General features: G+C 40.6%; 14 protein-coding genes, 1 pseudogene and 1 riboswitch. Of the genes and pseudogenes, 13 read left to right on the top strand and 2 right to left on the bottom strand.

The window, feature by feature from the left end; all coding sequences use genetic code 11:
• A partial coding sequence (locus QM450_RS10205) for an IS630 transposase-related protein (protein WP_414320084.1) occupies nucleotides 1-79 on the bottom strand: 79 nt, incomplete at its 3' end.
• 198 nt (nucleotides 80-277) lie between these two features.
• On the opposite strand from QM450_RS10205, the gene cls reads away from it, so the two are divergent.
• The 10 genes from cls to QM450_RS10155 all read left to right on the top strand — a co-directional run bounded on the left by cls (nucleotide 278) and on the right by QM450_RS10155 (nucleotide 10,760).
• Nucleotides 278-1,810 carry a cardiolipin synthase gene (gene cls / locus QM450_RS10200; protein WP_414320527.1) on the top strand — a complete coding sequence of 511 codons (1,533 nt, stop codon included), beginning with the start codon at nucleotides 278-280 and terminating at the stop codon, nucleotides 1,808-1,810.
• 108 nt (nucleotides 1,811-1,918) lie between these two features.
• Nucleotides 1,919-2,021, top strand: a riboswitch (TPP riboswitch).
• Nucleotides 2,022-2,093: 72 nt separating this feature from the next.
• A complete protein-coding gene (locus QM450_RS10195) occupies nucleotides 2,094-2,384 on the top strand; it encodes an MTH1187 family thiamine-binding protein (RefSeq protein WP_414320526.1) in 291 nt (96 codons plus the stop codon).
• Nucleotides 2,347-3,105, top strand: a complete 759-nt coding sequence (locus QM450_RS10190; RefSeq protein WP_414320525.1) for an ABC transporter permease — start codon at nucleotides 2,347-2,349, stop codon at nucleotides 3,103-3,105. Before QM450_RS10195 ends, QM450_RS10190 begins: the two co-directional genes overlap by 38 nt.
• Nucleotides 3,106-3,142: 37 nt before the next feature.
• The gene (locus tag QM450_RS10185) at nucleotides 3,143-4,150 is read left to right on the top strand and encodes an ABC transporter substrate-binding protein (RefSeq protein WP_414320524.1); all 1,008 of its coding nucleotides are present in this window, start codon (nucleotides 3,143-3,145) and stop codon (nucleotides 4,148-4,150) included.
• A complete protein-coding gene (locus QM450_RS10180) occupies nucleotides 4,150-4,878 on the top strand; it encodes an ABC transporter ATP-binding protein (RefSeq protein WP_414320523.1) in 729 nt (242 codons plus the stop codon). Before QM450_RS10185 ends, QM450_RS10180 begins: the two co-directional genes overlap by 1 nt.
• Nucleotides 4,879-4,993: 115 nt before the next feature.
• Nucleotides 4,994-5,452, top strand: a complete 459-nt coding sequence (locus tag QM450_RS10175) for a CtsR family transcriptional regulator (protein WP_414311413.1) — start codon at nucleotides 4,994-4,996, stop codon at nucleotides 5,450-5,452.
• 6 nt (nucleotides 5,453-5,458) lie between these two features.
• Nucleotides 5,459-7,891: an ATP-dependent Clp protease ATP-binding subunit gene (locus QM450_RS10170; protein WP_414320522.1), complete on the top strand. Its 2,433-nt coding sequence runs from the start codon at nucleotides 5,459-5,461 to the stop codon at nucleotides 7,889-7,891.
• Nucleotides 7,892-8,140: 249 nt separating this feature from the next.
• Complete coding sequence (locus tag QM450_RS10165; protein ID WP_414320521.1) at nucleotides 8,141-9,199, top strand: AAA family ATPase; 1,059 nt, start codon at nucleotides 8,141-8,143, stop codon at nucleotides 9,197-9,199.
• 9 nt (nucleotides 9,200-9,208) lie between these two features.
• Nucleotides 9,209-9,985 carry a nicotinamide riboside transporter PnuC gene (pnuC, locus tag QM450_RS10160; RefSeq protein WP_414320520.1) on the top strand — a complete coding sequence of 259 codons (777 nt, stop codon included), beginning with the start codon at nucleotides 9,209-9,211 and terminating at the stop codon, nucleotides 9,983-9,985.
• Nucleotide 9,986: 1 nt separating this feature from the next.
• Nucleotides 9,987-10,760, top strand: coding sequence for an NUDIX domain-containing protein (locus QM450_RS10155; RefSeq protein ID WP_414289979.1), 774 nt, complete (start codon nucleotides 9,987-9,989; stop codon nucleotides 10,758-10,760).
• Nucleotides 10,761-10,960: 200 nt separating this feature from the next.
• On the opposite strand, the gene QM450_RS10150 is transcribed toward QM450_RS10155, so the two are convergent.
• Complete coding sequence (locus tag QM450_RS10150; RefSeq protein WP_414320519.1) at nucleotides 10,961-11,191, bottom strand: hypothetical protein; 231 nt, start codon at nucleotides 11,189-11,191, stop codon at nucleotides 10,961-10,963.
• Nucleotides 11,192-11,471: 280 nt separating this feature from the next.
• Here QM450_RS10150 and QM450_RS10145 point away from each other — a divergent pair, with 280 nt between their 5' ends.
• The 3 genes and pseudogenes from QM450_RS10145 to QM450_RS10135 all read left to right on the top strand — a co-directional run.
• Nucleotides 11,472-12,164 (top strand): hypothetical protein, encoded by a 693-nt coding sequence (locus tag QM450_RS10145; protein ID WP_414320518.1) that lies wholly within the window; start codon nucleotides 11,472-11,474, stop codon nucleotides 12,162-12,164.
• A 212-nt stretch (nucleotides 12,165-12,376) separates the two neighbouring features.
• Nucleotides 12,377-13,063, top strand: a complete 687-nt coding sequence (locus QM450_RS10140) for a YoaK family protein (RefSeq protein ID WP_414320517.1) — start codon at nucleotides 12,377-12,379, stop codon at nucleotides 13,061-13,063.
• A gap of 98 nt (nucleotides 13,064-13,161) precedes the next feature.
• Nucleotides 13,162-13,467, top strand: a pseudogene (locus QM450_RS10135) (group II intron maturase-specific domain-containing protein); the annotation flags it as partial.
• Nucleotides 13,468-13,586: the final 119 nt, after the last annotated feature.

Genomic DNA, 13,586 nt, shown 5'->3' with positions numbered 1-13,586 from the left:
TGTGTGATGCTTCTGTTATACTACCTGTTCTCTCACAATAAGCGAGAACTTTTTTACGAAAATCTATTGAATATGCCATAAGAAGATTATACCACATTATGTACTGTTTTAGGTTCAATTGACTATAGTTTGTCGCAGACTCTTTTTAATTTTATAGGTTGAACTATCGGCCTTTACAGAAAAAGCTTGATAAGTTTTATGAAACTAAGTATACTAGTAGGTAACAAGCGCTTTCAGCTAGTTGCTTTGGAGTTTATTTAGAAATTGAGAGGGAGTTATGGGAACTAGAAAATTTCGACTATTGATGTCCAAGTATGGTTTTAGCATTGCGATTATTCTGATAGAATTATTTGTAGTTTTTGCAGTCATTCTTTACATGAGCCAGATTGCTCCACTTGTTTGGGTTGCTCTTGTATTTCTTGTCAGCGTGGCAACTGTTTTAGCCATTGTCAATCGTTCTATGTCTCCTGAAAGCAAGGTGACATGGTTGATTGTCACTTTTGTCCCTGTTTTTGGTCCCTTGCTTTATATCATGTTTGGTGAGCGTCGGTTATCAAAAAAGGAATTTAAACAATTACAGGAACTTCGTTCTATCGCATCTCATGAAAAGGGCGAACATAGTCTTCATCAAGATATACAGGGAACTGATAAATCTGCCTACGGGATTATCAATGCCTTATTGCATATGGACAGTAATGCGGAAGTTTATGATCAGACAGACTCACAATTCTTTGCAAATGGTGAGGAAATGTGGCAACAGATGCTGGAGGATCTAAAGAGAGCTAAAAAATTTATTTTTCTAGAATATTACATTGTCGAAGAGGGGTTAATGTGGGATAGTATGCTCGAAGTTCTAGAAGAAAAGGCGGCTCAGGGAGTTGAGGTCAAGATGCTCTACGACGATATTGGTTGTATGGTGACTCTGCCGGGGGATTATACGGTTCATTTGCGGTCTAAAGGAATCGATGCTCATAAGTTTAATAAGGTGATTCCTCGTATGACAGTGGCCTATAATAACCGTGACCACCGAAAAATATTAGTCATTGATGGGCAAATTTCCTATACTGGCGGGATTAATCTTGCAGACGAATATATCAATCAGATTGAACGTTTTGGACATTGGAAAGATAGTGGGATTCGTATAGATGGTCCAGCGACTCAGGCCTTTACCAGACTATTTCTCATGAACTGGTATATCAACCGTGGAGAAATCAGTGATTTTGATCAGTATCATTTGGAAAATCAGACACGACCAGGTGGCGGTCTATGTATTCCATATGGTAGTGGGCCAAAACCAATCTACCAGATGAAGGTGGGTAAAATCGTCTATCAAAATCTGATTAATCAAGCGGAAGATTTTGTCTACATCACCACGCCTTATCTCATTATTGATTATGATTTGACAGAGGATATCAAAAATGCGGCTATGCGAGGCGTAGATGTGAGAATTATAACTCCATTTATCCCAGATAAAAAACTCATCCAGTTAGTAACTCGAGGGTCTTATCCTAATCTTTTGTCTGCTGGTGTACGTATCTACGAGTATACTCCTGGTTTTATCCATAGTAAGCAAATGATTGTTGATGATCGATTTGCGGTTGTTGGAACCATAAATCTTGATTATCGTAGCTTGGTTCACCACTATGAAAATGCAGTTTTATTGTACGAAACACCATCGATTGTAGATATTCGTAAGGACTTTGAAGAGATTTTTGAAGTATCGCAGGAAGTATTCCCAGGGACGATCAATCCTACCTGGTATCAAACATTAATCAAGGAAGTCACCCAGTTGTTTGCGCCAATGCTTTAAGTGGAAGAATTAATTGAGAATAGATGATTAGAGGAAGAGGTGGAGAACCACCTTTTTTTCTGTAAGCAGTTTCCTTGACATCTTGTTTGTTTTGCGTTATCATATGTCCATATAATATATGGGAGTCTGTGTACAGTCTGAGAGGAAGTGTTAAACTTCGACCGCACCTGATCTGGGTAATGCCAGCGTAGGGAACGAATACTTGGCCTAATTTTGCACCTTTTTCATATATGAAAGAGGTTTTTCTTTTTGTTAAAAGAAAACCTGAGAAGAGGAGGTTTTAATGAAAGCAAGCATTGCTTTACAAGTCTTACCCCTGTCACAAGGGATTGACCGCATAGCCCTTATTGATCAAGTTATTGCTTATCTGCAGGCTCAAGGAGTGTCCATGATAGTGACACCCTTTGAGACGGTCCTAGAAGGAGACTTTGAGGAACTGATGCGTATTCTCAAAGAAGCTTTAGAAGTGGCAGGTCAAGGGGCAGATAATGTTTTTGCCAATGTGAAAATAAATGTAGGAGAGATTTTAAGCATCGATGAGAAACTTGAAAAGTATAATGAGACGGCATATTAGTCTGCTAGGATTTTTGGGTGTCTTGTCTCTTTGGCAGTTAGCGGGATTGTTAAAACTCCTACCGAAGTTTATCTTGCCGACACCACTTGAAATCCTCAAGTCTTTTGTTCGTGACAGAGAATTTCTTTGGTACCATAGTTGGGCAACCTTGAGAGTAGCTTTACTAGGTTTGGTCTTGGGTGTTTTAATAGCCTGTATCATGGCTGTCCTTATGGATAGTCTGGGCTGGTTAAATGACTTGATTTATCCTATGATGGTGGTTGTCCAGACCATACCGACCATTGCCATAGCACCTATCTTGGTCTTGTGGTTAGGTTACGGAATTTTGCCCAAGATTGTCTTGATTATCTTGACGACAACTTTCCCGATTATCGTCAGTATTTTAGATGGTTTCAGGCATTGTGATAAGGATATGCTGACCTTATTTAGTCTGATGCGAGCCAATCCTTGGCAAATCCTTTGGCACTTTAAAATCCCTGTCAGCCTGCCCTACTTTTATGCAGGATTGAGGGTCAGTGTCTCCTACGCCTTTATCACAACAGTGGTATCTGAGTGGTTGGGAGGCTTTGAAGGACTTGGTGTCTACATGATTCAGTCTAAAAAACTGTTTCAGTATGATACCATGTTTACCATTATTATTCTGGTATCGCTGATCAGCCTTTTGGGTATGAAGTTGGTTGATATTAGTGAAAAATATGTGATTAAATGGAAACGTGCTTAAAATAGAGCGTTTTGGAAAAAGAAAAGAGGAAATAAAAATGAAGAAAACATGGAAAGTGTTTTTAACGATTGTAACAGCTCTTGTAGCTGTTTTGCTTGTGGCTTGTGGACAAGGAACTGCTTCTAAGGATAACAAAGAAGCAGAACTCAAAAAAATTGACTTTATCCTAGATTGGACACCAAATACTAACCACACAGGGCTTTATGTTGCCAAAGAAAAAGGCTATTTTAAAGAAGCTGGAGTGGATGTTGATTTGAAATTGCCACCTGAAGAAAGCTCTTCTGACTTGGTTATCAATGGTAAGGCGCCATTTGCAGTGTACTTCCAAGACTATATGGCTAAGAAATTGGAAAAAGGAGCAGGTATTACAGCAGTTGCAGCTATCGTTGAGCACAACACATCAGGGATTATCTCTCGTAAGTCTGACAATATCAACAGTCCTAAAGACTTGGTTGGTAAGAAATACGGAACCTGGAATGATCCAACTGAGCTTGCGATGCTGAAAACCTTGGTAGAATCTCAAGGTGGAGACTTCGAGAAGGTTGAAAAAGTACCAAATAACGACTCAAACTCTATCACACCGATTGCCAACGGCATTTTTGATTCTGCTTGGATTTATTATGGTTGGGATGGAATTCTAGCCAAATCGCAAGGTGTGGATGCCAACTTTATGTACTTGAAGGACTATGTTAAAGAGTTTGACTACTACTCACCAGTTATCATCGCTAACAACGATTATCTGAAAGACAACAAAGAAGAAGCTCGCAAAGTCATCCAAGCCATCAAAAAAGGCTACCAATACGCTATGGAGCACCCAGAAGAAGCTGCAGATATCCTCATTAAGAATGCACCTGAGCTCAAGGATAAACGTGACTTTGTCATCGAATCTCAGAAATACTTGTCAAAAGAATACGCAAGCGACAAGGACAAATGGGGACAATTTGATGCTGACCGTTGGAATGCCTTCTACAAATGGGATAAGGAAAATGGAATCCTCAAAGAAGACTTGACTGACAAAGGTTTCACTAACGAATTTGTAAAATAATGACAGAAATTAGATTAGAACACGTAAGCTATGCCTACGATGATGAGAAGATTTTAGAAGATATTAACCTACAAGTGACTTCAGGTGAAGTGGTTTCTATCCTAGGCCCCAGTGGTGTAGGAAAGACCACTCTCTTTAACTTGATTGCAGGGATTTTAGAAGTCCAGTCGGGGCGAATCATTCTTGACGGTGAGGAAAATCCCAAGGGGCGCGTGAGCTATATGCTACAAAAGGATCTACTTTTGGAACACAAGACCGTTCTTGGCAATATCATCCTGCCCCTCTTGATTCAAAAGGTGGACAAGGCAGAAGCTATTGCCAAAGCGGATGAAATCCTTACTACCTTTCAGTTGAAGGCCGTCCGGGACAAATATCCTCATGAACTTAGCGGTGGAATGCGCCAGCGTGTGGCCTTACTCCGCACCTACCTATTTGGGCATAAGCTCTTTCTCTTGGATGAGGCCTTTAGTGCCTTGGATGAGATGACCAAAATGGAACTTCATGCCTGGTATCTTGATATTCATAAACAGCTAGGCCTGACGACACTCATCATTACGCATAGTATCGAGGAGGCCCTAAACCTTAGCGATCGTATCTATATCTTGAAAAATCGCCCTGGGCAGATTGTTTCTGAAGTCAAACTCGATTGGTCTGAAGATGAGGATAAAGAAGTCCAAAAGATTGCCTACAAACGTCAAATCTTGGCAGAATTAGGATTAAATAATTAGAAAGACAGGGAGTTGGTGAGGATTCTTCATTACCAGCCCCTTTTTCTTTTAAAAATGAGAAAAATTCGGTATAATAGTCAAAGATAGTCAAGGTTTAAAGAGAGGTGGGTTTGTTATGAGACTTAAAAATACATCAGATCATATTGAGGCCTACATCAAGGCAATTTTAGATCAATCTGGTATTGTGGAGTTGCAACGGAGTCAGTTAGCAGATACTTTCCAGGTTGTTCCTAGTCAAATTAACTATGTGATTAAGACTCGTTTTACAGAAAGCAGGGGATACTTGGTTGAAAGTAAGCGTGGTGGTGGTGGCTACATTCGTATAGGACGGATTGAATTCTCCAACCATCATGATATGCTCCGAGAGCTACTGTATTCGGTGGGCGAAGAAGTCAGCCTAGTTATCTTTGAAGATGTTTTAAGACTCTTGTTTGAGCAGGATTTGGTGACTCGTCAGGAGATGAATCTATTATTAGCAATGGCGACAGACCGAGTTCTAGGTGAGGATGCCAATCTTATCCGTGCCAATATGCTCCGACAGTTATTACAAGAGGTAGATAGAAAAGGAAAATAGAACTAAATGAAATATTCAAAAGCATTGAGAGAATGTATAGACAGTGCCTTTCTGGTCGCAAGTCATTTTGGGGCAGAATACCTAGAGTCTTGGCACCTATTGATTGCTATGGCCAATCATAGTTACAGTGTAGCTGGGGCGACTTTAAATGAATTTCCCTATGAGATTGATCGTCTGGAGGAAGTTGCTGTAGAGCTGACTGAAACAAAGTATAGCGATAAGGAAAATTATCAGGAGTTGCCTTTTTCACACCGTTTGAAGGTATTGTTGTTGGAAGCAGAGCATGTAGCTTCTGTTGTGCATGCCAAGGTTTTAGGAACAGAGCACGTGCTTTATGCTATCTTACATGATGGCAATGCCTTGGCTACTCGTATTCTAGAAAAAGCGGGATTTTCTTACGAAGATCAGAAGGATCAGGTCAAGATTGCTGGACTTCGTCGTAGTCTTGAAGCGCGTGCTGGTTGGACTAGAGATGATTTGAAGGCCCTTCGTCAACGCCATCGTACCGTAGCGGATAAGCAAAATTCCATGGCTAATATGATGGGTATGCCTCAGACACCAAGTGGAGGTTTGGAAGATTATACGCATGACCTTACGGAGCAAGCCCGTTCGGGTAAATTGGAACCAGTCATCGGGCGCGACCAAGAAATCTCTCGTATGATTCAAATCTTGAGCCGTAAGACAAAAAATAATCCAGTCCTAGTTGGAGATGCAGGTGTCGGTAAAACAGCTCTGGCACTTGGTCTTGCGCAACGTATTGCCAACGGGGATGTGCCTGATGAAATGGCTAAGATGCGAGTTTTAGAACTTGATTTGATGAATGTGGTTGCGGGAACTCGTTTCCGTGGTGACTTTGAAGAACGTATGAACAATATCATCAAAGATATCGAGGAAGATGGTAAGGTTATCCTCTTTATCGATGAGCTTCATACTATTATGGGTTCAGGAAGTGGGATTGACTCGACCTTAGATGCGGCCAATATCCTGAAACCTGCCTTGGCACGTGGAACTCTGAGAACTGTCGGTGCGACTACTCAGGAAGAGTATCAAAAGCACATCGAAAAAGACGCAGCCCTTTCTCGTCGCTTTGCAAAGGTGATGATTGAGGAGCCAAGTTTGGCAGATAGTATGGCTATTTTGCAGGGCTTGAAAGCAACTTACGAGAAACACCACCATGTCCAAATTACAGACGATGCAGTAGAAACAGCTGTCAAAATGGCACATCGTTATTTGACGAGTCGTCATTTGCCAGACTCAGCCATTGATCTATTGGACGAAGCAGCTGCAACAGTGCAAAATAAATCGAAACACGCTAAACAAGATGAGTCAGGTTTAACATCAGCTGATAAGGCCTTGATGGATGGTAAATGGAAGCAAGTTGCTCAACTCATTGCAAAAGAGCAGGAAGCCCCTGTTTATAAAGATCTAGTAAAAGAATCTGATATTTTGACCACCTTGAGTCGCTTATCAGGAATTCCTGTTCAAAAATTGACACAAACGGATGCCAAGAAATACTTGAATCTGGAAGCTGAACTGCACAAACGTGTCATCGGTCAAGATCAAGCTGTATCTAGTATCAGTCGTGCCATTCGCCGCAATCAGTCAGGGATTCGCAGTCATAAGCGTCCGATTGGTTCCTTTATGTTCCTAGGACCTACGGGTGTCGGAAAGACCGAATTGGCCAAGGCTCTAGCAGAAGTTCTCTTTGATGATGAATCAGCCCTTATTCGCTTTGATATGAGTGAGTATATGGAGAAATTCGCGGCCAGCCGTCTTAACGGAGCTCCTCCAGGTTATGTAGGTTACGAAGAAGGCGGGGAGTTGACTGAGAAGGTTCGCAACAAACCATACTCAGTCTTGCTCTTTGACGAGGTAGAAAAGGCTCACCCAGACATCTTTAACGTGCTCTTGCAGGTCTTGGATGATGGTGTCTTGACAGATAGTAAAGGTCGCAAGGTTGACTTCTCCAATACCATTATCATCATGACTTCAAACCTTGGTGCGACAGCGCTTCGTGATGACAAGACAGTTGGTTTTGGAGCTAAGGACATTCGCTTTGACCAAGAAAATATGGAAAAACGGATGTTTGAGGAGTTGAAAAAGGCTTATCGTCCAGAGTTTATCAACCGTATTGATGAGAAGGTAGTCTTCCATAGCTTGTCAAGTCAAGATATGCAAGAAGTAGTTAAGATTATGGTCAAACCATTGATTGCTAGTCTTGCAGAAAAAGGAATTGACTTGAAACTCCAAGCATCTGCCCTTAAACTTCTAGCTCAGCAAGGCTATGATCCAGAGATGGGGGCTCGTCCACTTCGTAGAACTTTGCAAACAGAAGTAGAAGACAAACTAGCAGAACTTCTCCTTAAAGGTGAATTGGAAGCTGGTAAGACTCTGAAGATTGGTGTCAAAGCTGGTCAATTAAAATTTGAGATTGTTTAAAATTGTGAGGTTGGAACAGATTGTTTCAGCCTCTTTTTTGGGGAAGTTGTTACTAAAATAAGCATTTGAATTGTGCAATTAGTTTAAGGATTTCCAAAAGGGATTTTTCCTAATCAAGTTTTGTATGATACGAAAAAAATTCTTATAATACAGCAATGTTTTTATAAAAAATAATAAAAAAGTCTTGACAAACAGAACAAGATAGAGTATGATATAAAATATAAAAAGTTATAAAAAGGTTGAAAAGACATGAAAAAACAGATAGCAGTGGTTTTTGGAACCTTTGCTCCCTTGCATCAGGGGCATATTGATTTAATCCAAAGAGCAAAACGACAATGCGATGCTGTATGGGTGGTAGTTTCAGGTTATGAGGGAGATCGTGGTGAAGAGGTTGGACTTACACTACAAAAGAGGTTTCGCTATATTCGTGAAGCATTTCGAGATGATGAGTTGACCTCTGTTTGTAAACTTGACGAAACCAATATTCCACGCTATCCAATGGGCTGGCAGGAGTGGTTGGATCAGATGTTGCAGGCCATTTCCTATGACCAGACTGGTCAGGAGCTCATCTTTTTTGTAGGAGAGTCCGAATACCAACAAGAATTGTCAGAACGTGGTTTCGAGACTGTTTTGCAGGAAAGAAAATTTGGAATTTCGGCTAGCATGATTCGAGAAAATCCAAGTAAATATTGGAAATACATCGCTCAACCTTTCCGCCGTCAGTTTACGAAAAAAGTGTTGATTATGGGAAGTGCTAGTAATGGGAAAACAACTCTAGCCAAGGATTTAGCTCGCTTTTATGATGCGCCAGTCAGTCTGGAGTATGCTCGTGAGTATCAGATAAAAAATAATGTTCGAGATGATGAGCTTACCCCCAAAGATTATTATTACCTTCTTTTGGGCCAATATGATCAAACTTCCAAGTTAATCGATAGCAATGCCAATCGAGGTCTAGTCATTGCAGATACAAACTCTTTGGTAACCAAGGGCTACTACGATTACTACATGGAAAGCGAAGAGCAGGAGGACTTGTCCGTAGAGACCTTTGATAATCTCTTTGTTTCCATCGTAGCCAAGGAAAAGTGGGATTTAATCCTCTTTGTGCAACCTGTTGGCTCTTATGTCAATGATGGTTTTCGCGACATGACCATGGCAGAAGACCATATCCGTCACAGTTTTTCTCAGTATTTGGATATGATGAGGGAGCAATATCTAGCCAATATCCCTCATGTTTATCTAGCTGATGACTATCTAGGAAATTATGAAGCAGCAAAAGTAGCTATCGATGCCATTTACCAAGCAGATTAGGAGAAGAAAATGAAAAAAATAACTGAAAAAATCACTCGATTTATTGAAAACTTTAAAAATGTCCACGCAGAAGCTCGTAAAATTGGTTTTGCAGGAGTTATGCGTTTGATTTGGAAAGACCTCTTTGTGGGCCGTAGTCTTTTCCAGTGGCTCTATTTGATTGCTTTATCAAGTGTTCCTCTTATTCTGGAGTTTACACAAAACACAGAAAGTCATGACTGGATTGGTCTCTTGGCCTCTTGGACAGGGATTGTCTGCGTTATCTTAGTAGCTGAAGGTCGAGCTAGTAACTACCTTTTTGGAGCTATTAACTCTGCAATCTATTTGGTCCTAGCTATGAATGCGACTTTCTATGGTGAAGTTTTGACGACTGTTTACTTCTTTGTCATGCAGCCTATTGGTCTCTATACTTGGTTGTCTAATCGGATCAATGAGCAAGGAAGACCAGAGGAGTCTCACTTTGAAGCTAAGAAACTTGGTCTGATTGATTGGCTCAAGTACTTGGCTTTGACTGCCATCATCTGGATTGGCATGGGATTAGCCTACCAAAGTATCAGCAGTGCTCGTCCTTTCCGTGATAGTGTTACCGATGCGACCAATGGTGTTGGTCAGCTCTTGATGACACGTCTTTACCGTGAGCAATGGATTTTCTGGATTGCAACCAATCTCTTTAGTATTTACCTCTGGTGGGGTGAAAATATCCATATCCAAGGTATGTACTGGGTTTACACCATCAATAGTCTAGTCGGTTGGTATCAATGGACAAAAGCTGTCAGGGAGGGATAAGATGACTGAAAGGATAATCCCGGCTGGAATGACAGAAAGAGAATATTTTGAGATTCATGCGACGGAGAAGGAATTTTTAGACTGGTACTGCAAACAGGATCTTCCTCAGTATGAAAAACCAAGCGTGACGGTGGATATGGTAGCTTATTGCTTTGTGGAAGGGAAAATTAAACTCTTGCTAATCCGTCGTAAGGCCCATCCTTATCAAAACTGTTTAGCTTTGGTCGGTGGTTTTATGGATAAGAGTGAAGATGCAAGGCATGCTTGCCAGCGTGAAGTGAGAGAGGAGGTTAATCTTGACCTTCCTTTGGAAAAAATCGAACAGTTGATGACAGTGTCTACCCCAGGTCGTGATCCGCGGGGCTGGACGGTTACTATCGCCCACTTGGTGTATCTACCTAGCCGCGCACTTGATCTCGTTCAAGCCGGAGATGATGCTAAGGATGTGGTTTTTGTCGATGTTGATTTTCAGACGGGCAAGTGCTTCCTAGAGGGACTAGAGTTGGAGGAGCACGCCTTCGCCTTTGACCATTATGCCATTATCCAAGAATCCATCAAACGAATCCAAGGCCGTCTCGACTGGAATCCGACCTTCCTCTATCTGCTAGAGGAGGAGTTCACGGTCTATGAAGGAACCGAATTAGTCAATCTCATCAACCCAGGACGACCAATCGTCAGCAATAACTTTCTCGTAAAATACGGTGAGTATGTAGAAGAAGTTGGGCTCAAACGAGTGCCTAAAAAGAAACCAAGAAAAACCTATCGATTGAAATAAAAAGCTTTGAGACAGAAATCGATAGATCAAGTCTCGGTTTCCTAGTCTCAGTCCTGAGAAGTTTTAACAAACGATGGCTGGTTCAAGCCTGAGAATAGAGAAAATACAGTTTGTGTTAAAAGTCAATTCAGCCATCGTGTCAAAGACTCATTAGTCATAAAAAAGTGAGGTCGGGATTTTTCCCGACCTCTTTTTGACTACTAAGGATGTTTATCTTTCTTTGAATTGCTCATGATTCGAATGAATAAATCCTTGTATTTATATTTTAAATAGGTTTCGTGTAAATACAATAAAGCCACGTAGACAATCATGAAAATAGCAGTTAGGTAGAACAAATCAAATGTTGTTTGAGCGTAATGAGTAGCTGCTCCATAAGAAACGAAAGCATCTAAAATCACCCAAGGAAGATATTTGTAATATTTGCTTGACATAAGTCTACACCTCCAATATCCTATTTCAATTTTATTATAGCCCTTCAAGAAAAAAATGCAAGCGATTACACTTTAGAATATAGCACTTTGTCAGGAAGAAATTTTGTGTTTTTTTAAATTCTTTACGAATAAAAGATATAGGAGGAGTAAGAAAATAAATGTACTAAAAAATAATTCTAAAAAATTTTAGATAAATAGTTGACAGATTTAAAAACAAATATTACAATAATGTTACAAAAATATTTCTTAACATTTCAAAAATGTTACAAAGGGGCATAAAATGAAAAATAAAACTTCTATCAAATTAATGGCCGCAACTGTACTTGCTTCAACATTACTATTGGGGGCTTGTGGTAATAAGAAAGAAAATACCACAAGCGATAGTTCTAGCAAGACAACACAAGCATCTTCTAGTTCTAAGGCCAGTTCTTCAAGTAAAGAGAACAAGACTCAGAAATCCTCAAGTTCAACTTCATCAGAAAAAGCTAAATCATCATCTTCTGATCAGTCAACGACTACTGCTAATCAATCGCAAGCAACACCAGCACCAGAAACAAGACAGGGGCAAGAAGTTTCTAACCAACAAGCATCTTCGCAAACTCCGTCAAATCAGCAAGGCTCTCAAGCACAGACAAGCCAATCAGCTTATGATCCAACTACTGACCGCAAACTTCAAGATAAGCAAGCAGAACACAACAAACGTTACAAGGGTGTTCTAACCATGGTTGATGGAGATTTCTCTGCCGCAGCTGGCAACTGGAAGGGGGCTAATGGCGAGACTATCACTGTTTCATCAGGTGGTCAATTTACAGTAGAATCTAGTGATGGTAAGAAAGAAAACTACTCTATCCAAGGCTATGCCTATACCCTTGATGATGGTAAATATAATGCCAAAATTGGTGGTGGAAAAGTCATCCAAATTACAATAGGTGCAGATGGTACTGTTTCCAGTGTTGCTTTGATTAAGCCATAGACTTCAGTACAGAAACAATTTGTTCAAAAATAGTTCAGCTGATGAGTACCTACAGCATTTGAAGTTGATAAGACGTCATAAATGAACTCCAGAGATGAGACTAACTTAGGAGTATATCTAATCATGTCTACCTGATCTGACTGTTTTTCACTTAGTTTCTTTAAGAGAAAGTGGTATAATGAAAAAATCAAAGGGAAACGAGTGATGAATCAATGCCAGATAAATTAATTTTACCTCAAAACACACGACTCATGGGAGTGTTCCTTGGCTTTATCGGTGGTTCTTTGGATGTATTCTGTCACATCCAGTACCATAGTTTGGTGGCAACGCAGACAGGGAACATTCTCCTGCTGATATCAGATTGGCACGATTCGCATGTCATCAATACTATGTTGAGATTCTGTTCTATTATATTCTTTTCCCTAGGCTTTCTTTTTGCCTTGTACATGAAAGAATATCGCAAAACAGCCTATTGGCGGGTTAAGATGCTACTTCCTTTATTTATCGGGACCCTTGTTCTGCCCTTCTTTTCCCGCTTTCCTTTATTAGAAGTTCCTTTTATTGCTTTTGGAACAGGCATGATGATGCTAACATTTACGGGTAGTTTGATTGAAGATCATCCCTATGTCATTTTTATGACCTCTGGAAATTACCGAAAAATGTTGACTGCTTTGTATCGCATCGTTAGAGGAGAAGGAGATGTTCAAGAATATCGTCGTCAAGCCTTGAACTATGGCATTGTTGTAGGCAGTTTCATAGTGGGAGCTATTAGCTTGGCTGTATCTATGCATTTTCTCCATGAATGGTCTATCTGGATTGTCAGCTTCAATTTGTTTTTGATTATGGCTTACTATATTGCTAGAGTGAAGCAGCTCGATTTGCAAGATGAAAATATATAAAAAACGGCAAATCTCAATTTGAGGGATTTGCCGTTTTTGGTACGATGGACATGTCGTACATCTGAGGTGGAAGTCCTCCGTGGGCTCTCCGCTACCGGCGAACTCTTGAGCAACTGAATTTGTCCATTTGGGGATGGATAAACTATTTCTCATTGGAAAATATGAAGCGCATAGTCACCAGCATAGATGAGCGCTTGCGTACTCGTCTACGAGTGATTATCTGGAAGCAATGGAAGAAGAAATCTAAACGACTGTCGGGCCTATTTAAGTTAGGAATTCCTAAAAGGATAGCAGATAAGGATCTGGCTGGGGTGAACACTATCAATTAGGGCTCAGAGGTCGGTACTTAAACGCGATATATCAAAACCAGTCCTCGAAAACGTGGACTGGTTTCGTATTATGTGACTTTCAGTCCGTCTCGCTCCGTTAGGTGCGAGACAAAAAAACCACCCGCTATGCGGGTGCGCATCGAAGGTTATACCAAAAAACTCCAAACGCGATACAAATAAGGTGTTCAAGCCAA

The sequence above is a fragment of the Streptococcus infantis genome, assembly GCF_047464615.1.
GTDB classification, from domain to species: domain Bacteria; phylum Bacillota; class Bacilli; order Lactobacillales; family Streptococcaceae; genus Streptococcus; species Streptococcus infantis_Y.
Note: the sequence above shows the minus strand (reverse complement) of the source record. Positions and strands in the feature narration are given on the sequence as shown.